Origin of the sequence: Paenibacillus sp. JJ1722 (genome assembly GCF_048282685.1) — a bacterium.
Taxonomy (GTDB): Bacteria; Bacillota; Bacilli; order Paenibacillales; family Paenibacillaceae; genus Paenibacillus; species Paenibacillus polymyxa_B.
In genome coordinates this window covers 588,260-611,639 of sequence record NZ_CP182500.1, presented here as the reverse complement: position 1 = coordinate 611,639, position 23,380 = coordinate 588,260, and the positions used below count along the sequence as shown (strand labels likewise).

Annotated in this window: 28 protein-coding genes; 11 read left to right on the top strand and 17 right to left on the bottom strand. The window is 42.7% G+C overall.

The features are described from left to right. Positions 1–8: 8 nt before the first annotated feature. The 7 genes from ACM1ND_RS02850 to ACM1ND_RS02820 all read right to left on the bottom strand — a co-directional run bounded on the left by ACM1ND_RS02850 (position 9) and on the right by ACM1ND_RS02820 (position 8,388). Positions 9–1,454 carry a sensor histidine kinase gene (locus tag ACM1ND_RS02850; protein WP_028541154.1) on the bottom strand — a complete coding sequence of 482 codons (1,446 nt, stop codon included), beginning with the start codon at positions 1,452–1,454 and terminating at the stop codon, positions 9–11. Between the two features lie 172 nt (positions 1,455–1,626). Beyond that, complete coding sequence (locus ACM1ND_RS02845) at positions 1,627–3,129, bottom strand: HD-GYP domain-containing protein (RefSeq protein ID WP_023986780.1); 1,503 nt, start codon at positions 3,127–3,129, stop codon at positions 1,627–1,629. A gap of 785 nt (positions 3,130–3,914) precedes the next feature. Then, on the bottom strand, positions 3,915–4,223 hold the full coding sequence (locus ACM1ND_RS02840) for a hypothetical protein (RefSeq protein ID WP_023986779.1): 309 nt from the start codon (positions 4,221–4,223) through the stop codon (positions 3,915–3,917). A gap of 99 nt (positions 4,224–4,322) precedes the next feature. Continuing rightward, positions 4,323–4,445, bottom strand: a complete 123-nt coding sequence (locus ACM1ND_RS02835) for a hypothetical protein (RefSeq protein WP_023986778.1) — start codon at positions 4,443–4,445, stop codon at positions 4,323–4,325. A gap of 339 nt (positions 4,446–4,784) precedes the next feature. Next, complete coding sequence (locus ACM1ND_RS02830) at positions 4,785–5,114, bottom strand: hypothetical protein (protein ID WP_023986776.1); 330 nt, start codon at positions 5,112–5,114, stop codon at positions 4,785–4,787. Positions 5,115–5,251: 137 nt separating this feature from the next. Next, on the bottom strand, positions 5,252–6,904 hold the full coding sequence (locus tag ACM1ND_RS02825; RefSeq protein WP_068941217.1) for a CoA-disulfide reductase: 1,653 nt from the start codon (positions 6,902–6,904) through the stop codon (positions 5,252–5,254). Between the two features lie 191 nt (positions 6,905–7,095). Beyond that, positions 7,096–8,388, bottom strand: coding sequence for a homocysteine synthase (locus ACM1ND_RS02820; RefSeq protein ID WP_013308539.1), 1,293 nt, complete (start codon positions 8,386–8,388; stop codon positions 7,096–7,098). A gap of 59 nt (positions 8,389–8,447) precedes the next feature. Between ACM1ND_RS02820 and ACM1ND_RS02815 the strand changes: the two genes are divergently transcribed. From ACM1ND_RS02815 to ACM1ND_RS02805, 3 genes are all read left to right on the top strand, one after another. Next, on the top strand, positions 8,448–8,840 hold the full coding sequence (locus ACM1ND_RS02815) for a hypothetical protein (protein WP_279835059.1): 393 nt from the start codon (positions 8,448–8,450) through the stop codon (positions 8,838–8,840). 106 nt (positions 8,841–8,946) lie between these two features. Continuing rightward, on the top strand, positions 8,947–9,075 hold the full coding sequence (locus tag ACM1ND_RS02810; protein ID WP_339201377.1) for a hypothetical protein: 129 nt from the start codon (positions 8,947–8,949) through the stop codon (positions 9,073–9,075). 696 nt (positions 9,076–9,771) lie between these two features. Further along, on the top strand, positions 9,772–10,215 hold the full coding sequence (locus ACM1ND_RS02805; protein ID WP_049828373.1) for a hypothetical protein: 444 nt from the start codon (positions 9,772–9,774) through the stop codon (positions 10,213–10,215). A 66-nt stretch (positions 10,216–10,281) separates the two neighbouring features. On the opposite strand, the gene ACM1ND_RS02800 is transcribed toward ACM1ND_RS02805, so the two are convergent. Together ACM1ND_RS02800 and ACM1ND_RS02795 are read right to left on the bottom strand one after the other, a co-directional pair. Continuing rightward, the gene (locus ACM1ND_RS02800) at positions 10,282–10,740 is read right to left on the bottom strand and encodes a DUF5301 domain-containing protein (RefSeq protein ID WP_279835062.1); all 459 of its coding nucleotides are present in this window, start codon (positions 10,738–10,740) and stop codon (positions 10,282–10,284) included. 262 nt (positions 10,741–11,002) lie between these two features. Continuing rightward, positions 11,003–11,368, bottom strand: coding sequence for a hypothetical protein (locus ACM1ND_RS02795; RefSeq protein ID WP_279835063.1), 366 nt, complete (start codon positions 11,366–11,368; stop codon positions 11,003–11,005). A gap of 255 nt (positions 11,369–11,623) precedes the next feature. On the opposite strand from ACM1ND_RS02795, the gene ACM1ND_RS02790 reads away from it, so the two are divergent. The 3 genes from ACM1ND_RS02790 to ACM1ND_RS02780 all read left to right on the top strand — a co-directional run bounded on the left by ACM1ND_RS02790 (position 11,624) and on the right by ACM1ND_RS02780 (position 12,839). After that, the gene (locus tag ACM1ND_RS02790) at positions 11,624–11,956 is read left to right on the top strand and encodes a sigma-70 family RNA polymerase sigma factor (RefSeq protein ID WP_279835064.1); all 333 of its coding nucleotides are present in this window, start codon (positions 11,624–11,626) and stop codon (positions 11,954–11,956) included. After that, entirely contained in the window at positions 11,908–12,123 is a 216-nt protein-coding gene (locus tag ACM1ND_RS02785; protein WP_237448909.1) for a helix-turn-helix domain-containing protein, read from the top strand. Before ACM1ND_RS02790 ends, ACM1ND_RS02785 begins: the two co-directional genes overlap by 49 nt. Positions 12,124–12,440: 317 nt before the next feature. Continuing rightward, on the top strand, positions 12,441–12,839 hold the full coding sequence (locus ACM1ND_RS02780) for a hypothetical protein (protein WP_028541163.1): 399 nt from the start codon (positions 12,441–12,443) through the stop codon (positions 12,837–12,839). Between the two features lie 25 nt (positions 12,840–12,864). On the opposite strand, the gene ACM1ND_RS02775 is transcribed toward ACM1ND_RS02780, so the two are convergent. From ACM1ND_RS02775 to ACM1ND_RS02765, 3 genes are all read right to left on the bottom strand, one after another. Further along, positions 12,865–13,224 (bottom strand): hypothetical protein, encoded by a 360-nt coding sequence (locus tag ACM1ND_RS02775; protein WP_279835065.1) that lies wholly within the window; start codon positions 13,222–13,224, stop codon positions 12,865–12,867. 455 nt (positions 13,225–13,679) lie between these two features. After that, positions 13,680–13,940 carry a recombinase family protein gene (locus ACM1ND_RS02770; protein ID WP_337194206.1) on the bottom strand — a complete coding sequence of 87 codons (261 nt, stop codon included), beginning with the start codon at positions 13,938–13,940 and terminating at the stop codon, positions 13,680–13,682. 650 nt (positions 13,941–14,590) lie between these two features. Beyond that, on the bottom strand, positions 14,591–15,220 hold the full coding sequence (locus ACM1ND_RS02765; RefSeq protein WP_418027051.1) for a flavin reductase family protein: 630 nt from the start codon (positions 15,218–15,220) through the stop codon (positions 14,591–14,593). A 98-nt stretch (positions 15,221–15,318) separates the two neighbouring features. Here ACM1ND_RS02765 and ACM1ND_RS02760 point away from each other — a divergent pair, with 98 nt between their 5' ends. Next, positions 15,319–16,008 (top strand): ArsR/SmtB family transcription factor, encoded by a 690-nt coding sequence (locus ACM1ND_RS02760; RefSeq protein WP_023986772.1) that lies wholly within the window; start codon positions 15,319–15,321, stop codon positions 16,006–16,008. Positions 16,009–16,031: 23 nt separating this feature from the next. On the opposite strand, the gene ACM1ND_RS02755 is transcribed toward ACM1ND_RS02760, so the two are convergent. The 3 genes from ACM1ND_RS02755 to ACM1ND_RS02745 form a co-directional block, all read right to left on the bottom strand. Next, positions 16,032–17,135, bottom strand: coding sequence for a hypothetical protein (locus ACM1ND_RS02755; RefSeq protein ID WP_068941412.1), 1,104 nt, complete (start codon positions 17,133–17,135; stop codon positions 16,032–16,034). A 109-nt stretch (positions 17,136–17,244) separates the two neighbouring features. Then, complete coding sequence (locus tag ACM1ND_RS02750) at positions 17,245–17,838, bottom strand: dienelactone hydrolase family protein (protein WP_071559396.1); 594 nt, start codon at positions 17,836–17,838, stop codon at positions 17,245–17,247. Further along, positions 17,822–18,676, bottom strand: coding sequence for an aminoglycoside 6-adenylyltransferase (locus ACM1ND_RS02745; RefSeq protein ID WP_418027050.1), 855 nt, complete (start codon positions 18,674–18,676; stop codon positions 17,822–17,824). Before ACM1ND_RS02745 ends, ACM1ND_RS02750 begins: the two co-directional genes overlap by 17 nt. A gap of 160 nt (positions 18,677–18,836) precedes the next feature. Here ACM1ND_RS02745 and ACM1ND_RS02740 point away from each other — a divergent pair, with 160 nt between their 5' ends. The 3 genes from ACM1ND_RS02740 (at position 18,837) to ACM1ND_RS02730 (ending at position 20,739) form a co-directional block, all read left to right on the top strand. Then, positions 18,837–19,379, top strand: coding sequence for a GNAT family N-acetyltransferase (locus ACM1ND_RS02740; RefSeq protein ID WP_081365926.1), 543 nt, complete (start codon positions 18,837–18,839; stop codon positions 19,377–19,379). Between the two features lie 17 nt (positions 19,380–19,396). Then, entirely contained in the window at positions 19,397–19,762 is a 366-nt protein-coding gene (locus tag ACM1ND_RS02735) for a cupin domain-containing protein (RefSeq protein WP_025721907.1), read from the top strand. Positions 19,763–19,839: 77 nt separating this feature from the next. After that, on the top strand, positions 19,840–20,739 hold the full coding sequence (locus ACM1ND_RS02730) for an alpha/beta hydrolase family protein (protein WP_071559398.1): 900 nt from the start codon (positions 19,840–19,842) through the stop codon (positions 20,737–20,739). A 134-nt stretch (positions 20,740–20,873) separates the two neighbouring features. Here ACM1ND_RS02730 and ACM1ND_RS02725 read toward each other — a convergent pair whose 3' ends face one another. After that, positions 20,874–21,689 (bottom strand): DUF2935 domain-containing protein, encoded by an 816-nt coding sequence (locus ACM1ND_RS02725; protein ID WP_023986765.1) that lies wholly within the window; start codon positions 21,687–21,689, stop codon positions 20,874–20,876. Positions 21,690–21,885: 196 nt separating this feature from the next. Beyond that, positions 21,886–22,179, bottom strand: a complete 294-nt coding sequence (locus ACM1ND_RS02720; protein ID WP_081047439.1) for a hypothetical protein — start codon at positions 22,177–22,179, stop codon at positions 21,886–21,888. A gap of 224 nt (positions 22,180–22,403) precedes the next feature. Between ACM1ND_RS02720 and ACM1ND_RS02715 the strand changes: the two genes are divergently transcribed. Continuing rightward, positions 22,404–23,366 (top strand): SPRY domain-containing protein, encoded by a 963-nt coding sequence (locus ACM1ND_RS02715; protein WP_103744628.1) that lies wholly within the window; start codon positions 22,404–22,406, stop codon positions 23,364–23,366. Positions 23,367–23,380 lie beyond the last annotated feature (14 nt).

The following is a 23,380-nucleotide window of genomic DNA, read 5'->3' as shown; positions in this document are numbered from 1 at the left end:
AATAGCGATTAGGTTAATTTAAAGGGTTGTTCGTCCGCCTCCTTGCTTACGGACGGACACATGGGTAGGTACAAGGAAAACGTACTTCCCTTACCCTCCTCACTTTCTAAACGGATAAACCCGCCCAACAAGCGGGAAAAATCACGGCTGATGGACAATCCCAACCCGGTTCCTCCATATTTACGATTAATGGAACCGTTCGCCTGCTGGAATGCCTCAAAAATAACGTGTTGCTGAAGCTTGGAAATACCGATGCCCGTATCTTTTACAGCAAATACAACCCAATCTCCCTCCTGTCCCTTTCGATCCAGATGCTGTGTACTCATTTCTAGCAATACACGTCCTTCATGAGTGAACTTAAAGGCGTTGGATAACAGATTACGCAAAATTTGCTGTACACGTTTAGAATCGGACCGAATTTCATTCGGTATAGGCTCATGCTCCTTTAAGCTGAATTCCAGGTTTTTATCCTTCGCAGTGACTTCAAAATGCATCATCATCACCTGCGCAATCTCACGCACATTGACTGGTTCACTTACGATTTCCATGTGCCCAGCCTCGACCTTGGACAAGTCCAAAATGTCGTTAATCATTTGGAGCAAATCATGCCCCGAGGCATAGATGAGATCGCTGTATTGGTATAACTCGTCCTCATCCAATTCTTTTCCCTGCTCGTTGATAATCTGCGCCAGGTTAATGATGCTGTTAAGAGGTGTACGTAACTCATGCGACATCGTTGCCATAAAATCCGATTTATATTGGGAAGCCATCATCAGTTGCTTGGCACGTTCCTCTAGAATGACCTTTGCCTTCTGCAACTCATCTCGCTGCTCTGATAACAACTCATTCGCCTGCTTAATCTGATGATTCCGCTGTTGTTCCATCTGAAAGTCCCTTAAAATCAGAGCAAATAAAAAACTGAGGACGATGCCGATTGGCAGTGTAAGAGGAACAACCTCCGCTACATAATAGCGCCAGGGAATGACGCCCAGACAGGCAATATTTAACGTATTTACGATATTAACCGCTAAAATGGTCACCGATGCCTTAATAATCAAACGCCAGGTGGAACGGCGCATCCAGTAGTTCAATCCGGCGCACAGGACGCCCAGAATGCTCATATTCAAAAAGCCGACCCACGCCGCCATATGCAGACCGAAGGTAAATCTCGTTAGTCCGATTGCGACCCCAATAATAATAAGCGTATAGGAGCGGGGATACACCAATGCCGCGATAATCAGCGGTACAAAACGCAGATCAAAAATAACCGTTTCACTAAAGTTAAAACCAAAACAAGAGCTGACCCATCCGCCAAATATCACTAGCAGCACCGAGCTGACATATTTGAACCGCGAAGAGGTACGACTCAAACCATATTTATAAATCACGTTCGCCACATAGGCAACGGCAATCAGCATCCCTAAATTCATTAAAAACATCATTGAAAATTGCATGGACTCACACTCCCATAGCGCAAAAAATTGGATGCCAGGCCTATGTTAACCGCGTTTGCCTTTCTTGTACATCATAACATGAAGCCCCATCTTTCGACATAAAAGATGCTTACATTCCTATATAAAAAAGCGAACCTCAATGGCTCGCCCTGTTGTGCTGATATATACAGAGTCAGCTTGTGATGCCTTTGTTCCGGCGCCACTCCTTGACAAATAATTCGGCAAAATAAGGGTCCCATTGGGTTCCCTTTCCCTCTTCCAATATCATAACCGCCTTCTCTTCCTTCATACCTTGCCGATAGGGACGATCAGACGTCATCGCATCATAAGCATCCGCTACAGCAATGATTCGCCCAAATAAGGGGATATCTTCCCCAGCGAGCTGGTCAGGGTATCCCTTGCCATCATAACGTTCATGGTGCGATCGCACACCGGGCAAATAAGGGGCCATAGCATAAGCTGGTTCAACTTGCCGGAGAATACTCTCTCCCATAACCGGGTGCATTTTAATCTGATCAAACTCCTCGTCCGTCAGCTTGCCGTCCTTGAGCAGAACAGCGTCAGCCACGCCGATTTTACCGATATCATGCAGCAAAGCTGTTTTGCGCAGCAAGTCGAGGTCTGTCTCATTCAAACCTCCCTTGCGCCCAATGAGTACGGAGTATTCAGCCACACGCAAAGAATGTCCTGCGGTATAGGCATCTCGCGCATCCAGCGCTGCCGCCAAGGTGGCGAAGTAACTGTCCAATAGCTGACCATTCTTTTCTTCCCGTTCCTTCAGGCCCTCGATCATCATGTTAAAGCCTTCAACCAACTCGGCAAATTCGTCGGAGTACAAGTCGCTGGCATTACTGTTCAGGCGGCCTTCCCTCACTGCATTCATTTTTTCCAGCAGGTGGTGGATCGGCTGTTCGATCTCACGGGTCAACAACCTTCCTCCCAGATAAGCAAAGGCTACACCAAAAATTAAAATCGTACCCGCCCATGCCCAATAGGAACTCGAATCCGTCGCCTCCAAACGTTCCAGGCGAATCTGTGTAGCTAGACAAAATAAAAACAGAGGAAAAGCACCAATGAGCGTCGCGCTTAACTGAAATTTATGCCGAAGCGATAGTAGGACTCGTCCTCGCAGGGACAGGTTTAATCCATATTGCTGATAGGTTCGATCACGGATTTCCTCCAGCAGCGGCTTGATTGCTCTCATTGTCAGGAAAAATTCAACCAGTGCGTGCATCGAAGCAACCAGACAAGCTCCTATACAGGCGATTCCTACATAATACAAGGGAAAGGTAAGTTGTCCAGTATGTATCATCCATAAGGCAATGACGGCTGCCGGGATAGAGAAACCCAACAAATGCGGTCCAACAATACGTAAAACTGACAAATTAGGCAGATGATGAACCCGGATATACACCGCTTCTACATCCTTGAGTGTTTCCTGATTGCCGTAAAAAAAACGATGAACCGGTCTCAAATGCATTCGAAACACTATGGTTTCACAAGCAATCATAATGACGCTGGAAAATGCAATAATTTTAACAAGACCCAGAATTTCATAGTGGGCTACATTTAACGTGGAAAATACAAAAATCATACCTACCAACAATACAGCGATAAACGAACCTATAATATAGTTCAGGATAACATGCTGAATAAAGCGCTTATAGGTCGGCAAATTGCTACCCCTCTTTTCATCCGTACACTCTAAAATATCTTGTGTATTCAATATCGGAGTCCAACCATCAAAAGTTTACCTTCTTGCTCGAGCATTTTACATAAATACGAGGACGGCTTTTAATCTGCAATCTATAGATGGGAAATCATCTTATTCTTAATTAAGAAACTCTCGAGGGAAGAGCATTTTAGCCAACATTTTTTCCAGTCTATAATCAAAAAGCCAAAAATGACTTGTGTTTTATAATCATTCTTGCTATACTATTGGAGTATGTATTAACCCCATAAGATTCCACGCAACAAGCTATTACTCCTAATCACCGTATGGAGCTTCTCCTAATTTTATGTATAACCCTAATGTAGAATTTTGAGCTTTTGCCGAAGATTTTCACATTCACACTGGCGCGGTCATCGGAGCCGCAAGGACGAAAGAGAGGTAGGGCTTTTGTCGTTTGGAAAATGAACAGTGGAATCACACTGCCCCTTATGAACATGCTGACCATATAATGCAAGGTAGCAGGGGTTGAATATATATTTTGCCATCAAACGATGAAGTTTGAGCAGGCCGTGCAGTATATGCAAACTGCACCATCCTCCGGATGATCCCCGGGGGATTTTTCATATACGGAAACCGTATCTATGAACAAAAAAGTGGCCCTGCCGATACATCGGCAGGGCCTATAGCTTGATCAAAAAGGGGTTAATAGGGTCATTATAGTCTCGCTTTCTTAAAACTAAATGATATGCACCTTAAAAACTCATTAATTTTCCAGTTTTATATACCTTCTAATAATTCGTCCAGTATTCTGTACCATCGGGCGGCATCGTTTGCGTAGTGGAACGTCTTGTTTCCGCTTGGGTGCGCCTTTGGGTCGAGGGACGCTCCCACCCTTCCAGTAAAACAACATGCTGGGTACCCGAATTGTTTTCCCAAGTGATGTAGCGCTCCTGTTCCATATGTCGCAAGGCGACTGTAATTTCAGCATCTCGCTTGCCCGTTTTTACGGTCAATTCCGCCATTGTGGGCATGTGGCGATGCTGGGCGAAATAATTATACAAAATACGTAGCAGCTTTCGTTCCAAATCTGGCAACATCGTCTTCCCCCCTACAAAGAACATATGTTCCCATTATAACATATAAAAATGCACCCTCCTACTGGAAGATGCATTCGGGCTTGTATGCCCATGTTGAATTTAGTTTTTTTCCTTCTCCTGACGACCGACAGAGCGCAGCCACCAAGCGATTCCACCCACACTTCCAAGTGCCAGAACCGTTAAGAAAATAATATAGAACAAATGAAATGCACGATCACTCATGGCAATCGCCTCCTTACTTTATGTATACACTTTCCAGCTAAGCCTGTAAACCTCTTTTTAGTCCCACATTCTAAATTTCCCCAAAAACTCGACAATAGATACTTGCTTGAGATCCATCGGTGCATACTAACTAAAAGTGGTTAATACCAAATATGAGACAGACCAAGGAGGTTATCGAATATGAAATTCCTATTGATCGTGATCATCGTCGTGCTGATCGTTGTGTTGCTTATGAGAAGACGCAGATAAGCGGAGACATCCTGCATGGTTAAAAAGGAATACAAAAAGGGCTTTCGGTACATCACCGAAAGCCTTTATCCATCTGAGGTTAAGGCTAAATTACGCCTTGTTCTTCTTGTTATATTTAATAAAAGCAATTACAAGCGCTACAGCAAACAATATTCCGCTGACCACCCATGTTGTCAGAAATGCCATACCCAAACCGACATTAGACCCCATCGTCGGGTGATTCATGGCAGTAAACACTGATCCCTGCATCATAAATATGGTACAGAACAAAACAACGGGCGCTAAAATAATCGTGCTTGCTGTCTTCCGAGTACCAGATACTGCGATCACGCACAGAGCGGAAATCACCAAGATCACCCAATATATAACTGCTTCCCAAATCACTGAAGTGCCCACCTGTTCAACCTCTTTTCTATCCATTCGTATATACCTCTTCTATTGTAACAGACGTCACACAGTGAACCAAGCCATAATTTGATCAGAAAAGGGGTAAACCCTGCGGATAACGTAAATAATGTACAGTAGCGATTCTACATCAAAGACATGAAAGGAAATGTTCACTCACGTTCAGCCATAACCGAATACGTCTTATAGCCACCATCAACGTTCCTCACCCGATAACCGTATTGAGTCAAAATTCGGGCCGCAATATAGCCTCGCAGGCCGACTTGGCAGGATACCGCGATCTCTAGATCACTGGGGATTTCTGCCATTCGCTCTCTAATCTCGGCCAGAGGAATATGAATCGAACCTGGAATGGCCCCTGCCTGTAGCTCCACCGCATCCCTAACATCAATAATAAGACCACCATTGCGGTGAAAATCATCAACTTCATGCCACTGTATCGTTTGGACCAGCCCATCCATGATATTCGAAGCCACGTAACCCGCCATATTCACAGGGTCTTTTGCTGAAGAATAAGGAGGTGCATAAGCAAGTTCAATATCAGCCAGTTCACGGACGTTCAAATGGCCACGAATAGCCGTCGCAATGACATCAATCCTTTTGTCTGCTCCATCAGCTCCAACAGCCTGCGCCCCATAGATCATCCCGTTTTCGGGATTAAAGAGCAGCTTCATAGCAATGGGTGATGCGCCAGGGTAATAGCCGGCATGTGAACCAGGATGAATATGAACAGCCTGATAAGGAACGCCCAGCCGCTGTAATGTTTTTTCATTATTACCTGTAGAAGCTGAAGTCAATGCAAAGGTCTTAATTACGGATGTTCCAAGCGCCCCATCATAAGAAATTGCTTGACCGTTAATATGATCCGCTACCAAACGCCCCTGACGATTGGCTCCCCAGGCTAGCGATACCATCGTTGCAAACCCATGATTGCGGTCTTTGACCTGAATGGCATCCCCCACCGCATAAATGGCCAGATCGCTGGTTTGCAGTTGGGCGTTCACCTGAATAGCGCCGCGAAAACCAAGTTCCAATCCGCTTTGCTTGGCCAACTCATTTTCAGGAACAACACCGATCGCCAGAATAACCATGTCCGTCTGAAGCACACCCCCGGAAGTCAAACGAAGTTGTGTACCCTGCCCTTCAAAAGCCGTGACTCCTTCCTCTAAACGCACCTCCACCCCGTTCAGCCTCATATGCTGTTCTACCCATTTGGCCATTTCAGGGTCCAGCGGATTCAATAATTGTTGCCCCATATCAATAATGGTTACTGCAAGTCCACGCTCCCGCAAATTCTCGGCCATCTCCAGCCCAATAAATCCGGCCCCGATCACCGTGACATGCTTTGGATGCCTTTCATCTACATATGCCTTAATAACGTCCGTGTCATGAATATTTCTTAATGTAAATAAATTCATAGCTTCATGTAATCCAGGAATGTCCGGTATCATCGGTTTGGCTCCCGGCGACAATACCACAATATCGTACGGCTGCTCATCTGTTTCCCCTGTAATCATATCGCGGAAATGGACGAGCTTCTGCTCTCGGTCTATTTGTATCACTTCTTTCAGTACCCGCACATCTATATTAAAACGGTCTCTTATCCCTTGAGGTGTCTGGAGAAACAGCTTCTCCCGCGCATGGATTGCCCCGCCAATATAGTAGGGAAGGCCACAGTTTGCAAAAGAAACATGCTCTCCGCGTTCAAACAGAATAATCTCGTCTTCCTCATTCCATCTACGTAATCTCGCAGCAGCAGAGGCTCCACCTGCTACCCCGCCAATAATAACTATTTTCCTACCCATTTCTTCCCCTCCTCATATACCCTACGGGGTATAATATATACCTATGGGGGTATGTTGTCAATACGAAAAAAAGACGGAGGTTGCCCCCCGCCTGATAAACATTGAACGAATACTGATCTGGGTCGAAAAATCACTTGCGAATGCCACACGAATGCTCTGTCACACTTGGTCTAAGAAGTGTTCGACTACTACTACTGCTGGCTGGCCGCGATCGCCTGCTCCAGATCGTACAATATATCGTCTATCGCTTCTGTCCCGACAGATAGGCGTAACAGCTCTGGTTTGACTCCGGCAGCAACCTGTTCTTCCACATTCAACTGCTGGTGTGTTGTGCTTGCCGGGTGAATAATCAAAGACTTGGAATCACCTACATTCGCCAAATGAGAAAATAGCTTTACATTCGCAATTAGCTTGCTTCCCGCCTGGCTTCCACCTTTAATACCAAAGGTCAGGATTGCTCCTTGTCCTTTCGGCAAATACTTTTGAGCTAATTCATAGGACGGATGGCTCGGCAACCCGGTGTAGCTGACCCACTCCACATCCTTGTGGCCTTCGAGATATTGCGCTACCTTCAAGGCATTTTGACTATGTCTTTCCAACCGCAGATGAAGTGTCTCCAAGCCCTGAAGCAGCAGCCATGAATTAAACGGAGAAATGGCCGCTCCCAAGTCCCGCAGCAATTGGACCCGTGCCTTGATAATATATGCGATAGGTCCCACCGCCTCGGTGTAAACAACTCCGTGGTAGCTCGGGTCCGGCTCAGTCAGTCCTGGGAAACGACCACTCGCTTTCCAGTCAAACTTGCCGCTGTCCACGATCACCCCACCAATAGACGTACCGTGTCCGCCAATAAACTTCGTTGCAGAATGCACGACAATGTCCGCTCCGTATTCAATAGGACGCAACAAGTAAGGACTTGGGAACGTGTTATCCACAATCAGCGGAATACCATATTCGTGCGCAATCGCCGCTACAGCTTCCACATCCAGCACATTGCCCTGTGGGTTGCCAATCGTTTCGGCAAATAATGCCTTCGTCTTATCCGTAATGGCATTACGGAAGTTCTCTGGATCATCCGAATCGACAAAATGTACTTTAATGCCCAATTTCGGCAGTGTTGTAGAAAATAGATTATATGTACCGCCATACAGACTGGAGGCCGACACAATTTCATCCCCAGCTCCCGCAATGTTCAGGATGGAGAAGGAAATCGCCGCCGCTCCCGAAGCCGTTGCCAACGCGCCAGCCCCGCCTTCCAACGCGGCGATCCGTTGCTCGAACACATCCGTGGTCGGATTCATCAGACGCGTATAAATGTTGCCGAATTCTTTCAGCGAGAACAAATCAGCCGCATGCTCCGCATCCCGAAATCCGTATGAAGTGGTCTGATACAACGGAACGGCGCGGGCAAAGGTAGTAGGATCAATTTGTTGTCCGGCATGGACAGCGAGAGTTTCGAATGACAGCTTGCGTTCTTCTGACATGGTTATTTCCTCCCTTGTTATACGTGCTGTATGAATCGTCTCTTCCTGTATGCGTACTCATGGATGATTTTTCAATCATTCTCGCACAAAAAGAACGATTTGGGAAGATAATTCTCATTATTCAGGTAGGATATTATAATTTTATTGAAATATCAGTTTTCTACCAACATACAGCAATTACAGGCAATAAGCTACATATTGATGAATTTGTTTCTGGAATAGATAAAGGATTTTCATATACATGGGGCACCGATCTTCATTTGGTACATGCCAAAGACCGATTTATAAATACAATTGGGTTTGAAGATCATTACAAACGACAAGAATTCAAACTCCTTACCGATTTTGCTCTGGCTGAACTAGCACGTGACTATGAAGAAGCGAAAACTTCTATACTCGAAGTAATTGTTTCCACAAAGGAAAGATACTTCTTACAACCTAATAAAAAATAAATCTTTCCCTATTACCATTTTTGTGGTAAAAGCTGTTATAAAGTATACAAGAGAAATCCTGAATACGATTAGTACAACATTAAAGGCAACATTAAGAAATGATACCGTGAATACCGTGCTATTTACTGGTGGCCGGTCCAATCTAATCGGTCAGAAGGAAGTTAAAGCACATTACAAATTTGCCCGGTTTGTAGAGGATTCGGAAATCGCTAATGTGCTCGGTTTTTACAAATAAGCAAAAGCTATGGTAGCCGCTAGATCAGAGTGAAACAAATGGGCGATAAAGTAAGAATAGAAGTCACTTTCAACACAGACAAACATGCAGACATTTTAGCTGCTATGAAGAAATTTGGAAGCCAGGCTGGTTTCCTTAAATCGCAGCAGTCCACTATTTGAATACAACAGGGGGCAATAATCCCAATGCTATTCTGCCCCCTAACCCAGAGATAAGCAAGACTCCAGCGGAACAATCAGCCAACCGTCTCAAGAAACACGTAGGACTTCCCCCCAGGGATTGGCGGTCAAGCCATTTCCTCAGGACTCGAATAAACAAGGAAAGCCCCTGCAGCTGGCAGGGGCTTTCCTTGTTTGTAAGTTTGGATTTTAGACCAATTGGGCGGTGCCTTTCGGGCTATATTAACACCCATTCCAGCGTCCCCATTAGGCCACAAAAGCTCTGATGGCCTTTTAAGCATCCTTTGAAGCCTTTTCTTTGAAACGATCCCTAGAAGGCCATTCTGTACGTATACATCAAGAAACTTACTACTCTCTGGATGTCCACCCGGCCCAAAATAGAAACCTCCAAATAAAAAGTATTAATGTGTTGTAAAAATGGCTCCTTTTTTTCCCTATATAACGAGAAGCAAATAAAGCGCGCAGCTCTCTAGTCTGATTAGACAAAAAAACTTTAAGTAAAAGGAGCTAATTAATTATGGCATTTACAAAAGAATACACTGCTAATGTTGTTTTGAATTTGGACCAGGTTAGACAACTGCAAAGAGCACAACGAACTGTTTATGATAAGGGCCTTGTAGAGCAGAATACTAATGCTTTGGCCGCTGGGTTGAGTTCTTCGCTTTCTATACTAGGGGCTATATTTTTTAAGTATACTGCACCTAGTTTGGCAGCAGGCATTGCCTCTCTCCTGTTAGGTATGGTCCCTAATGAAAAAGATGCTCTCAAAAGTATGGTTATTAATGGTTACTGGGAGATGGGATATCTTCAAGACTTTTTGGAGGACAATCAAGGGAAATATGATTTGATTGATGTCAAATTTCCATTTATTGAATATGAAACACAGGGGATCAGATTCATTACTGGTAAAGGTGTAGTAACACGAGTGCATTCCACCAGCGGTGGATGGATGCTTATGTAATAGTCAGTTATAGAACAAACGACCGCTTGCCTAGCTAAGACAAGCGGTCGTTTGTTTCTTCAAAATTTATTCGAACAAGTTTTCTATTAGCTTCCCATTATATCCACTGATGATTTCATATGAAACAACATTACTTTTAGGAACGGGCGTGTTGTATTTATAAACCACTAAACTTTTTTCTCCAAAAATGGTTAATCCAACGCTTCTTTCTTGTTTTGATCGTATAGTAATCCAATACAAGCCGGACGAAGGAGCGCTTGAATCAGATTTTTTTAGCTGTACTTTCGAAAGTTCTTCTATGATTTGATGAATTTCTTTAGCATTTGACACAGTTATCTTTTTTTCATTGGCAGAATTGTCCTCTGATTTAATGATTTCAATGGTATCAATTTCTTTCAGATTCACTTGCTCTAAAGCTGCTTCTTTAAAAGAAATAGTCGATTTAGATACAAAAATGCCTCCCACGACGACGATTACTACGAAAAGTATTATGATACTTAGAGCATACTTTTTTTGTATTTTCATAAAGCCCTCCTTATAAATCGAAGTATACATAATGTACCATTAATATAAAAATATTTCCATGGTATTATTGTTGCTGTTTGTAAAAAAGAGAACTGATGATTGTCGAACATCTTTGTATGCAATTTGTCTTCATATATGTCCTATCGACGGTAAAGCCGCCAGACTGTTTTTTAAAAAAATAACAAAAAAACGCTGTGAGCAGGATACTTGGAATAAAATCACTTAGTATAAGCATCGGAACTTCATTAGATTTATGGCCTGCTCACGGAACAGGTTTAAATAATTCGGTGTAATTTGGACCGGATAAAATCCGGCACACTCCCTCAGAATCTTTTCTATTGTCCACGCCTTTCTCGCCCAGTATTAATAATTCTGGCCGCCCTGCTCTTGGGCTTGCCCAAAGCCAGGTATATTGTCTTTTCGCTCCACCGCCGAACCAATAAATGTGTTTACGTATAAAGGCTCGGATCAGGCGCATTTCCTTACGGGCTATTTCCTTCTGTTCCTCTGCTTCTTGTGGGTTGCCTGCACCTTCACCGTTCTTTAAATCATAATTCGCATGACCGACTTCATCAAATGTAGTCAGAGCACATATGGCTTCTTCAATCACAATGGTGAGCGTGAGCACCTACTTTGCTTCCTTTTCCCAGTCGTAAGCAAAAATAGATTCCTTCAGCTCCCCATACGAATTAACAACTCTATACTAGCAGTTGGCTTCGCTATATCGTCTTCTTAAAGGAAATTTCAAATAGTTCCAAAATAATTCAAAATTTTATTATATTCGCTAAAAAAGAAAATTCATTCTATAAATTGGTTGTTATATTAATTTTGAGAACTCCTACCTTATATGTACGTATATGAACATAAGGGAGGAAATTTTTCTATGGATGCTATTGAAGATTACCGACGCGAGTTATATAGAATTGCTTGGAGAATTCAATATCATACAAAACGCAATCGTAAACGTGAAATTTCTTTAGAATTCAAGCCTAATCTCTTTCAATCCTCTTTTTCGGAAGAGTCTGATAACAAAATAATGATACAATCGTATATTAATAGATTAAGGTCTGAGATAGGTAAAAAAGTCATCTATGAAATTTACATAAACGATAAAACAGAAGCCCAAGTTGCCAAGGAACTCCATATTACACAACAGGCGGTGAACAAATGGAAAAAGAAGGCGCTACACGATTTATGTCAGATGATGAGTTTATGAAACTAGTAGAACTTGCCCAAACCAAATCCGATGTAGAGGCAATGAATGCAATTTTTCAATACTTCGATCCAGATATTAAACGATTAAGTGAATTTATCCGTATGCCAAAAGAGGATGCGATCCAGAGTATGAAAACCGAACTTCTTGAGTTTATCATGAAAAAATAAAGAGCCCTTGGCAATAAGCTGCTTCCGGTGCCCTACCGTGAGCAGCTTATTTAGTCTTCTTGATCCAGAAAAAATTTCATATTCAGGTTGTGTAGTTTCAGTCCCTAACTCCTACATAAGTGTAGGGATAATCGAGTAAAGAACATGAATTACAAAAATTCATGACTTCGCAATTTTCACGATTTGGTTGTAATTCACAGCCTTAAATCACCTACATAAGTGAGAGGGAATTGAAGACTGACGTCAAAAAATGTGGAGCCATTTAGATGTCAGCGACTCCATCAATTCTCTCATAAAAATTCGGGAGGTAATAAATTATGGCACAAATTCATTCTCAACACGCAACCTATCTTTCAAAAGATCAATTAAAGGAAATGATCGAACAATATACTGGAAAATCCGCTTCGACATTAGGATATGCAATTGGTGCATTCGGTTATAAACTTTGTTCTAACGCCCTTAAAGCAAAAATCCCACCTGTGATTGTAGCATGGCTGGGGGCAATTACTACTGTTGTAGCTGGTGCAGCCCTTCTTAAGGATATTAGCACCTATACTGAAAGACAGAATTTTGTAGGTTTGTTGCAAAATCTAGTCGATAATCCTAGACAGTACACCCGATTCAAAGTAGTATCGACCATTTGGATGGAATGGCATGAAGGTCCGACAATGGGTTATTACACCTATTATACGACAGTCTCCTATGAAGCAGTCTAAGCAGTAAACATAAAAAAGGGGCGGATCAATTCCGCCCTTTTTTTATAATCTCAGTAAAAGTTACACTACTGTAAATGAGGAAATATAATTCTGCGATTAGAAAAAGCAGCTTATGCATCCATGTTTCTTGTGACAGAAATAAAAACATGATAACTCCGAATGAAATTATAATCATAATCACTTCTACAATTGTATCACTTTTAATCCTGCTTCTCTGATTAGCCTGGTATTTTTCGTACAAAGCTCGACCAATCAAACGAATAGCGTAAGTAGCCATCAACCAATCATAAATAAAATGAGATGGATGATAAACAATACGCAATGTTAAGGTGGCCAAGAAAGCAATCAAAATAAGGACAATTGAATAATAGGGTTTCTTTAGCATAGTTTCAGTTTCTCCCCTTACTTCTTTTACAATTATTATACAGTATGTGTATGAAGATTCCATAAAATAAACATACTTGTAACCACAAGATCGGTTTTATCCGTTTTAATAATTGTATTTCATACTCGGCTACGTATCGGTAGAAGATTCTCTTCGACACGCCCAATTCATTCATGGCCGCGACTCTAGTAAAATCATTGGCTTTCCATTTTTCGTACACCTGAGTAAATATCGAACCCATCTGTTTCTTGGGCCGTACCAAACTCCCCACCTTCCTTTTTAGCAACAGCAATCCCTTCTGCTTGCCTGACACGATTCTTTTTCCGGTCCTCTGTTCGGCTCCCCATGCCAGCATACTAAGAAACTGGTCTTCCAGTAGCTTGCCTATATCACCCAGGGCCTTGAAACGGTGACTATCAAATAAGCTCTCATTCTTATGCATAAAATGTCGGCCTTCAGCTCAGGGGTAATATATTTCCACTCGCACAAAATGCCATTATATCTTGGCCAAGTCGATCAAGTGCATACAGGTATAACAGATCCCCTTCCCGAAGCATCAGCCGCATGGCGTTATATCGTATCCGGTTAAAGTATTTTCCACTTTGCTTGTCTATAAAAGTAAACCGTTCCTCAATGCCCAACTCCCGGAATTTTAGGAGCTGCCGTTCTGGATTTTGGCCTTTGGCCGACACCCGGGCATAAGCCATTTTTACCATGTGATGCATCGTCCTTTCAGTTCCAAAAAAGTGCACCATTAATATAGGAACGTTCCAATAGTGATTTATACACATTTCGGAACATGATGTAGACTGATTTAGAACCGTTCCTAAAAGCATGCTTTTAGGAATCCATTCACAAAGTTTCCGGAAGATATACACGGTTCAAACAAAGTTAATGTAGAAGTATGGGGCGTAGCCGGTTCGTTGCATTCGGACGCGAAATAATGGCTGAACAAATCAAAGAAGCTCCATACCGATGGCGAAGGCTGGAGCTTCTTTAGTTGTTTCTTAGGCTTTTTTATATACAGGCCATGACTATAATATTTTTTTATCTGAGATATTCGGGCTTATACATGCCAAGCCACTCCCCATATTCGCCTTGCTTGGCTCCTTAAAAACGCTTGATAAAGTAGTTGAAGCAGCAGCCGAAGATTGACCGCGCCAATATGCTCCATACCTATTCCCGGTGGTTTTCTCCTGTCTCACGCTCGCTTATAGACGTTTACTATCATACTTATGCCAATAATAATACCAACCAGCTTCCGCACAACGTCCAAAAGCTTCAGATACAAATCAAGAGACACGGCAGCCCCCCCTTTCGGGTAGCTTCGCCGTGTCATTCCCCACCAGTTACCTTGTCCCACTCATTATCGGAAGGTTTTGCCCAAATGCTCACCCAGGCCAAAATAATGACGGAAATTATAGATGAGTGGGCTCCACTTTGTCGGATCAATATGGTTCTCACCGAGGATGATATCCTGATGAACATGCACCTGTATGGCTTGAGTTTCGACGATCGCAAAATAAGAAGAATGGTTAGGGATTCTCACATCCTTCACCTTAGCTTCAATTTGAATAGGGCACTCCCTGATTCGGGCGGGCTCGACCCTATTCGACTCAATCGAAGTTAGTCCGCTGATCTCATACTTATCTTTATGGTACATAAATCCATGTTCCTTCTTTTCCGCTGGAACAGGATTCTTGCCTGTATAAGGGGCTAAACGTTCTACATTTCCCCACATTGAAGGCCCCGGGACGTTGATTACACATTCGGAATGCCGCTCCATATTTTCTAATGCTTTGCCACCTGTTCCAATGCCTAGTACCACACAATCTCCTAATGCCCACGAGGAGGAAATGGGGCTAATATTGGTTGTTCCATCCTCATTCAGCGTATTGAGTAAAATCACAGGGGTTCCGTAATATAAAATGCTAGGATTAATCGTTTTAACGTCTGGGCTATGATTCATCTCATCCATGTGATTTATGTGATTCATTATCTTTTCTCCTTCTATTCAGATCCGCCTCTCTATTGTAAAATATAAATATTTCAACCTTCATCGAAGTATGGATTACAAAGGGGGATAACCGTGCCATGAGCACCAAGTCAAATGTAGCCATGATTGCTTCTCTTGTTAGCGAGCCTTCCCGTGCAGCTATACTCACCGCTTTATTAGACGGCAGGTTCCACACGGCAAGTGAATTGGCCCATATGGCAGGCATCAAACCGCAAACGGCCAGCTTCCATCTGGCTAAAATGACCGAGGCACAAGTCGTTACTGTGGAAAAACAGGGGCGGCACCGTTACTTTGGCATTCAAGACCCCGAAGTTGCCCAGGTGATGGAGTCACTTTTATCCATAGCTCCACCTGTTCCCATTCATTCATTCAAACATGCCTCCGAAAACGAGGCCCTACGGTTGGCAAGAACTTGCTACGATCATGTTGCGGGTCAATTAGGCGTGCAGCTCATGAGTTTTTTCATTCAAAAGGGGATTCTTTCCGAAGATCAGGACGGGCTTCATATCACGGAACAAGGAGAGACTTTCTTCACTGACTTTCAGATTGACCTTACACAAACAAGACACAAGCGCCGCTCCTTCTCACATAAATGCCTGGATTGGAGTGAACGACGCCATCACCTTGCAGGTGCTTTAGGAAATGCTGTTCTGGACAGATTATTCGAATTAAATTGGATCGAGCGTCTGCCTACAACCCGAGCGATACGTGTTACAGCCGATGGTAAAAGAGGTTTTAAAGAGATATTTTCGATAGAGGTCGACTAGATCATCATAGTTCTAATCTTTTCTTAATCCGCGTCGGATTTTATGATTGGAGACAAGGCCAGTTGTTTTCTCGTCATCGGACGGACATAGGCATAATTGTTTTTTGGAGCCTTTCCTTTTGTCACACCTGCTTTATATCTTCCAGCTCCAGCCGGGATGGCGACCAAGGTTCCGTACGTTCTCATCGCACGTTCAATCGGGAAAGATACGGAACGCGTTCCGTCGGTAGATCCGGCAAAATGGACCGCGGCCGCATAATTGTTCAACCGATCATTACTGTCATTCAGCCATACGGAACCTGAATCTCCAGGCCCAGTTCGTCCCTGGGTAAAACGAATGACGGTTTGATCACGGAAAATCTTGATTCCCGAATCGCCTCTCACCCTTTGTTCCACGCCGATAGCCTCCACGACCCCTCTGGCGAAGCCGTTGGTTTTAGCCATTCTTTTAAACGTCATTCCCAGACGGTAGCTCAATAAGTGTCCAGGTACGGTAATGAGGCCACCACTTTGGTTAATCAGATACCTTGGGTTAAGCAGACTGTTTGAATTGGCAATAGCAATGGCGGAGTCCTGAAAGTTAACACCTGTCGTAGTAAGCGGGACAAATTGAAAAGCTCTCCCGATCTGATCCGCCGTTCTGCCCCCATCTGCCGGAGAAGGCTGAATGGTATTGTGAAATTGGTTTGTATTCGTCGGGACTAGAACATGGGCATTACTCAAAATAAACAGTGTATTATTCTTAATGACAATGAGCCCACCGGTCCCTCCCGCAGTGGTGGGAACCGTCGTTCCTACACTGACCGCACCGGGCACAGGGCGCCATCTTTGGCGAGGGTTCGTTTGGGTAGGAGCCGCCGCTTCCCTTTTGAAGGAACCCACACCTAAAATTCGGATAGGTACCGCAGAAGCTCGACTTATATCTTTTGTTACTGCTTGCAATTTGGTTTGCGTCACAGCCGAAAGATTTCTCAAGGTATATAACACAATCGCCGCGCCCTTTGCCGGTCTATTGGGATCAGCATAACCTACGCCAATCCCTGTTACTCCGTTCCGCTTTAGCATCGTTCGCCAAATCCGACTTTTCAATTTGAAGGCTTGATAAAAGGTAGCCAAAGCCACATACATCCCCTTTTCATAGTCAATGATGTATATACATATGACTAATCCGCACATCCTGACTGTGCGTTTCCCCAGAACAATGAAAAAGGTGTGGGCTAGATGAACTGTTCATTGATCAACCTTCCTTGAAGAACTCTACCATTTCTTTAAATGATTGCTGAGCTGAGTGTACGTTATATCGGGGAGAGTACGGGTCACTGAATCCGTGCTGTCCACTGAATTTATGTACCTGGATATTACGGTTGTCTAAAATTGAAATGAGCTCATCCACATTAAATGATGATTCTTCCTGTGGGAAAAAAAGCAATGTTGGACAATGTGGAGCTATTTCTAAATAATTTCGAATACGAGAGCCATAGTATCCTACGATTCCATCAACGTACCTTTCTTTACTACACAGCCAGGCAATCGTTGCCCCTATGCTAAATCCGACGATAAATACCTTTTTATAGCGAGCTCGAATACTTAATAATAAACTTTCGATATGATAGAAAGCGCGGTCAAATCCTATATTATCCATAAAATTGGTGTAGGCAGTTTCCTCTTGCGAATAGTCATAAGGTGTTTCCTTGCCTAGTAAATTTGGACATATGACATCATAACCCTGATCCGATAATAAGCTACAAAAATTTTGTATATGCTGGTTAATCCCATAAATCTCATGCAGCACGACGATTAGGATGTCCGACTTCTTATCTATGCTTATCATATTGCCCCCCTAACCAGGTTTGAATATGGGAAAACAATTCATCCGGATACACATAATTATACTTAGCCGCCACTTCCGAGGATAAACGGTTGAACAACTCCAAGGATACGATCAGTGCTTCCCAACTATGATTGGGTTCGTATTCCCCAAAAGATTTTTTCAAATCAGCAACGACATCTTGATCAGCCCATTCATTTATGAATTTCCCTGCATGCCAAGTATCATATTCCGATCCATGTACAGCTTTTGCATGCCACTCTATCATTTGCAGCAATAATTGTTTACAGTCCGTATCTCTTTGCTTAGCTACCCACAGATCATTGCGCAAAATTTGTTTAGCCACATATAGAGAGGCGAAGCAATACATATTAACAACCTGTAGATAAGCACCTTCAGATATCGGAGGAGTACCCGGGATCGTAGTGGTTTGAGGGATGATTTGGTTTCCATTTCCCGTCTTATCGAGCAGCATCCTAACCCCACGCTGAAATCCTTCAGGAATATGCCCATTTTTGATTATATGATCCAGATCAGAAGTATGACGGAATAGAAAATCAACCTCAGCCCCTTGGTCAAAGAGAACTAGTTTTTCTGGATCTCCTTTTGCCGTTCGAAACATAAAGCTGGTCCAAACCTTGCCAATGTTTAGTAACCATTGATCATTTTGAAGATAGTAATCTGGATTCGTTGAAAAGACGACTACATCCAAGTCAGAAAACTCATCAAAAGGTTTGTCCTCTCTTGCCCGGGACCCAACGATATAAACCGCAATAATTTCCTCATTAGAGATTCCCCATTCGGATATACGCTCCTCAAGCACTTCGTAAGCATTATTCATACGATATATCCTCCTTTTTTAGAAAACATTATATCTAATCCAATAATTACGGTATATATTTTTTAGTTAACATTGATATACACCATTCATCAAATCAATTTCCCAATCTTCAGCCTGTGATATAATTCTTTCAATATTACAGTTTGGAAGGATGGTGCAGATGTCGGAGCAGCGAGTATACATCCGGTTCTCTGAGGAGACGGACGCCGCAGAATTGACAGCAATGTACAAGCGCAATCGGGAATTCTTTGAGGAGTTTTCGCCAAACACCCAAGAGAAGTACTATACGGAGGAGCACCAGCTCCAGACGATTATTAAGAGCAAGGCCGACATGATGGAGGACCGGAAATATTCCTTTGTGGTATGTCACAAGGAGGACGACCAGATTATAGGCAGCATAGACCTATCTTTTGTGGTGAGGGGACCGCTTCAGAGCTGTATGATCGGATACAGCCTAGACCAAGCATATAACGGCAAGGGTTATACGACGGAGGCGGTGAAGCAGGTGGTTCGCTATGCTTTCGATGAGCTAAAGTTTCACCGGATCTTCGGGGAAGCCTCTCCTCGGAATCCAGGATCCATCCGTGTGCTTGAGAAGGCTGGCTTTCACAAAGAAGGCATCTCTCGAAGCAACGTAAAGATCAACGGAAAGTGGGAGGATCACCAGGTTCTGGCGATTATCAATCCATCTGAGGATATCTAGTTTAAAAGGAGGGTATTATGAAGTATCAATCAATCAAACTGAATGAAAAGTTATCTAAGTTTAGTGATCATTGGTCTCCGAAAGTTATTGGTGAAATGAATGACTATCAATTTAAATTGGTGAAAATAGTTGGGGATTTTGTATGGCACGATCATCAAGATACCGACGAGGTCTTTATTGTACTTGAAGGCGAGATGTTCATTGATTTTAGAGATGGACGGGTACAGGTTTCTCAGGGAGAGATGTTTATTGTACCTAAGGGGGTCGAACACAAGCCATTCGCACATCAGGAGTGCCATATCATGCTAGTAGAGCCGAGAGGTGTAGTAAATACTGGAGGAGCAGAGTCAGAATTAACGGCAGTCAATGATATTTGGATTTAAAATGCAATAATGACAAGCATTAATACAGAATAAACATACGTATTTTGTGCTAATTCGAGAAAGGAAAGGTATGGTGGATGATAAGAAACGCAGAATTTAAGAATAGTTATGCAGGATGGCGAGAAGTAGAAATAAAGGATTCCTCCCTAGGCATTACATTTCCCATGATGGTAATGTATCCAGCGGACGAACCCGAACAAATAGAGCGATTGGGTCCATACCAGTTAGAGTTGGCGAGAGAGGCAGATCTATCAGAAGGAAGATTCCCTTTGGTTATCATCTCTCACGGTACTGGCAGTACGCCGCTTGTGTATCGGATTTTGGCGCAGCATTTAGCACGCAATGGTTTTATTGTCGGCATTCCAGAGCATCCATTTAACAATCGAAATGACAATAGTTTGGAAGGAACAGCACAGAATCTTACCTATAGACCTAGACACCTTAATATGGTCACCGACTGGTTTTTCGATAGTATGCTGTTCAAGGACAAATTAATACAGAATGCTGTGTCTCTCATCGGACATTCCATGGGCGGTTACACGGCATTAGCGGCGGCGGGTGGCGTGCCGACTTCTTTGCCTCACGAGACCTCGGACGGAAAGCCCCAGCTTATAGAGGTTACACCAAATTACCGAGTAAAATGTCTCGTTTTACTAGCGCCAGCGTCGGTCTGGTTTCGAGCTGAAGGTAGCTTGCGTGCAGTTAATCTACCTATCTTAATGGTGGATGCAGAGAAGGATCAGTACACTCCTTCTTTACACGCTCGTTTAATATTGGATGGCGTGCCAGATCCTAAGAAGGTACAATACAAAACAGTAAAAAACGCCGGGCATTTCTCCTTTCTGAGTCCTTTCCCGGAATCGATGAGGACTCCGGCCTTTCTCCCATCGCAAGACCCTCCCGGCTTTGATCGCGAACATTTCCATAGGATGCTTAATGCTGACATATTGGATTTTCTATGTACTCATACACGTTAGTTGGATGACAACAGCGGCTGTCTAAGAACTTTATTTTTCAGGTCTTGGTCTGCCGCTGTTTGATTTTTGTTCAGTCTAAAGCTTTATTTCCACTGGATATTTTACAGAAACTGTATTCTTTTTACAGGGCTCTCTCAGTGCATAATTTCTTTCTTATTTACCTTAACACCTGATAAGGATTGATCAAACATATCGAGAATAAAAAGGAACCTCTCCGCTTCACGAAATACATGATCGGCCAATAAAGGATGGATAATGCTTTTTATTCGGCACTCGTCGATTAAATCACGCGCTGTTTTCTTAAAATCACGCAAAGACTTCACAGAGATACGGTTCTCATCAACAAATTGACTCAGGAGTGGAACGGTTTGTGACTGTGGCCGCATATGACTTAGGTCAATCGCTTGAAACATCAGCATATCAAAATCATTACTAAACTCCCTAGCTTGTTCAACCAGTTTACGTTCGGATGGATCAAGTAAATGGCCTATAAATTTTGCATGATCGGCCATAATTTTTAAGAAAAATACATTTTCATCAATAATTGCATCGGGTAATGGTTCGAGCTTTCCTGAATTGAGTTCTCCTAAACGGTTTCTGAAATAATTGGCTTCCCGGCTTATGTGATCTACCAGTAAAGGAAAATTGGTTTGTCCAGGAAGCTTGCATTGTAATATAAGGCCCAATACCATTCTCTTAAATGCCCAAATATTCGTCGCCGCATTCTGAACCTCTGTATTAAACTCTTTGATTGTATAAGGATCTGTCTCGATATTAAATTCATGCGACCTTTTCTCGATATCCTCAAAAATAGTGTAAAACTGATTGGCTTCTGTTTTAAGTTGAGTATCTTCCGCTCTAAAACCTAACCCCAGAAAAAAGGAATGCTCCTTCATGATCCTGGACCAAAATCGTATTTCATCTAATGAGCGTGAAACGAATGCATCCAATCATATCCCTCCTCTATGTGAGCAAAAAAGCACTTACTTAGTCATATGGAATATGCCTTGTCATTATGAATATCGAATCCTACGCCTCATACTAATCTAATTCCGAAGTTGAGCTATTGAGACTCGTAACTCTGTTACCTTATTTATGTACGTGAAATATTTCTCTGTACTAGCTATTGACCGTCGGAGTTATTAATCATTCCGGGCGCTCTCCTGATACTAGGTGTATTCGAAATTCAAGCTGGTCTCGCATAAAAATTTTATCCGCTATCTTAACTGATTCTGGCTTAACCTCCTCTACTACTCCCCCATAATCCTCAAATGCCACACGCAATTCCTCATCAACGGATACAACGTATACATGTGCCTGGACCAAAGCAGCTCCAAACAACTCCATGTCTGTCCTCAATACTTTATATGTGCGTTTCACGATGATCACCTCAAATATTCCATTCGGTGAACCATAATGGATTCCTTCTGCTTTAAACATTTCTGTGTATGTATCCATTGTTTGTTACGAAGCTTAACCGGATGTTTCTTCGAAACCTCCAATCTAATGACTAGTGCCTTTATACTTTCGACGACCTACGTTACCCTAAAAAATTAAATTCCATAATAATACTCATATTTGAATTTATATCATTTAATGTTTGGAAAATTATTCCAATCTAATTCTATAATTCACTTGTTATTACATATATTTAGGAGGAAGTCATGAACAATATTATATTCAAAAAACTAGGAACAATAGTGTTAGCTCTTCTCATTGGAGCTTCGATGTTCTCATTGTTCCCTACCGTTACAAAAGCTGAGACTACAAATGTGACTTGGAAAAACGGGTCTATAGTAACTACTCTTGACGGGGGAGGAACAAGCGATAGAGCGACAGTGGGGAAAACAAATGGGAAATGGTATTGGGAAGTAAAGGTAAACCATGTTGCCTCATTCGTAGGGATAACAGGTGAATCAGACCGACAATATCAAGCTATTTATGGAAATAGTGGTGAAATCATCAATAACATTACCTCACCAGTAAAGATAGGTTACAGTTCTGGTTTTGGAGTTAATACCACTATCGGTATTGCATTGGACTTAGATAACGATAAAATTGTTTGGTACAAGAATGGGGTTTCCCTCGGAGCTAATTCCATTAAACCATCTGAACTTGAGGGGTCCCAGATTTTCCCTGTGATTTTAAGTGGAACTTCTCAGAAAATAGGTTTTGAAGCTAATTTTGGAGCAAGTGATTTTAAATATCCTATTCCTGAAGGATTTTTGCCTTATCAAGAATCGGGTACATCTACAACACCAGACCCGTCTACTACACCAGACCCATCTACAAAGCCTGATCCTTCTACAACACCGGATCCTTCTACAAAGCCTGATCCATCTACTACACCGGATCCGTCGGATACAGATGGGGCCTCCCAACCAACTGGTGACCGCGCTATTCTGACTGTAACCATGGACAATGGATTTGATAAAGAGTTCGATCTGAGTAAAAAAGAACTGAATGCCTTCATCGCGTGGTATGACGCTAAAGATGCTGGTAGAGGTGCTTCTTTCTTTGCCATTGACAAGCACAATAACAACAAAGGTCCATTCAGCAATCGCAAAGACTACGTAATCTTCAACAAAATTCTCACATTTGAAGTAAGCGAATATTCAACTAAATAAACATGACGAAGGAC

Coding starts and splice junctions, on each gene's coding strand:
- ACM1ND_RS02850 (WP_028541154.1), bottom strand. CDS start 1,454: ATGCAATTTTCAATGATGTTTTTAATGAATTTAGGGATGCTGATTGCC.
- ACM1ND_RS02840 (WP_023986779.1), bottom strand. CDS start 4,223: ATGTTGCCAGATTTGGAACGAAAGCTGCTACGTATTTTGTATAATTAT.
- ACM1ND_RS02835 (WP_023986778.1), bottom strand. CDS start 4,445: ATGAGTGATCGTGCATTTCATTTGTTCTATATTATTTTCTTAACGGTT.
- ACM1ND_RS02830 (WP_023986776.1), bottom strand. CDS start 5,114: ATGGATAGAAAAGAGGTTGAACAGGTGGGCACTTCAGTGATTTGGGAA.
- ACM1ND_RS02825 (WP_068941217.1), bottom strand. CDS start 6,904: ATGGGTAGGAAAATAGTTATTATTGGCGGGGTAGCAGGTGGAGCCTCT.
- ACM1ND_RS02820 (WP_013308539.1), bottom strand. CDS start 8,388: ATGTCAGAAGAACGCAAGCTGTCATTCGAAACTCTCGCTGTCCATGCC.
- ACM1ND_RS02815 (WP_279835059.1), top strand. CDS start 8,448: ATGGATGATTTTTCAATCATTCTCGCACAAAAAGAACGATTTGGGAAG.
- ACM1ND_RS02805 (WP_049828373.1), top strand. CDS start 9,772: ATGGCATTTACAAAAGAATACACTGCTAATGTTGTTTTGAATTTGGAC.
- ACM1ND_RS02800 (WP_279835062.1), bottom strand. CDS start 10,740: ATGAAAATACAAAAAAAGTATGCTCTAAGTATCATAATACTTTTCGTA.
- ACM1ND_RS02790 (WP_279835064.1), top strand. CDS start 11,624: ATGGATGCTATTGAAGATTACCGACGCGAGTTATATAGAATTGCTTGG.
- ACM1ND_RS02785 (WP_237448909.1), top strand. CDS start 11,908: ATGGAAAAAGAAGGCGCTACACGATTTATGTCAGATGATGAGTTTATG.
- ACM1ND_RS02780 (WP_028541163.1), top strand. CDS start 12,441: ATGGCACAAATTCATTCTCAACACGCAACCTATCTTTCAAAAGATCAA.
- ACM1ND_RS02775 (WP_279835065.1), bottom strand. CDS start 13,224: ATGCTAAAGAAACCCTATTATTCAATTGTCCTTATTTTGATTGCTTTC.
- ACM1ND_RS02770 (WP_337194206.1), bottom strand. CDS start 13,940: ATGGTAAAAATGGCTTATGCCCGGGTGTCGGCCAAAGGCCAAAATCCA.
- ACM1ND_RS02765 (WP_418027051.1), bottom strand. CDS start 15,220: ATGAATCACATAAATCACATGGATGAGATGAATCATAGCCCAGACGTT.
- ACM1ND_RS02760 (WP_023986772.1), top strand. CDS start 15,319: ATGAGCACCAAGTCAAATGTAGCCATGATTGCTTCTCTTGTTAGCGAG.
- ACM1ND_RS02755 (WP_068941412.1), bottom strand. CDS start 17,135: ATGTATGTGGCTTTGGCTACCTTTTATCAAGCCTTCAAATTGAAAAGT.
- ACM1ND_RS02750 (WP_071559396.1), bottom strand. CDS start 17,838: ATGATAAGCATAGATAAGAAGTCGGACATCCTAATCGTCGTGCTGCAT.
- ACM1ND_RS02745 (WP_418027050.1), bottom strand. CDS start 18,676: ATGAATAATGCTTACGAAGTGCTTGAGGAGCGTATATCCGAATGGGGA.
- ACM1ND_RS02740 (WP_081365926.1), top strand. CDS start 18,837: ATGTCGGAGCAGCGAGTATACATCCGGTTCTCTGAGGAGACGGACGCC.
- ACM1ND_RS02735 (WP_025721907.1), top strand. CDS start 19,397: ATGAAGTATCAATCAATCAAACTGAATGAAAAGTTATCTAAGTTTAGT.
- ACM1ND_RS02730 (WP_071559398.1), top strand. CDS start 19,840: ATGATAAGAAACGCAGAATTTAAGAATAGTTATGCAGGATGGCGAGAA.
- ACM1ND_RS02720 (WP_081047439.1), bottom strand. CDS start 22,179: ATGTTTAAAGCAGAAGGAATCCATTATGGTTCACCGAATGGAATATTT.
- ACM1ND_RS02715 (WP_103744628.1), top strand. CDS start 22,404: ATGAACAATATTATATTCAAAAAACTAGGAACAATAGTGTTAGCTCTT.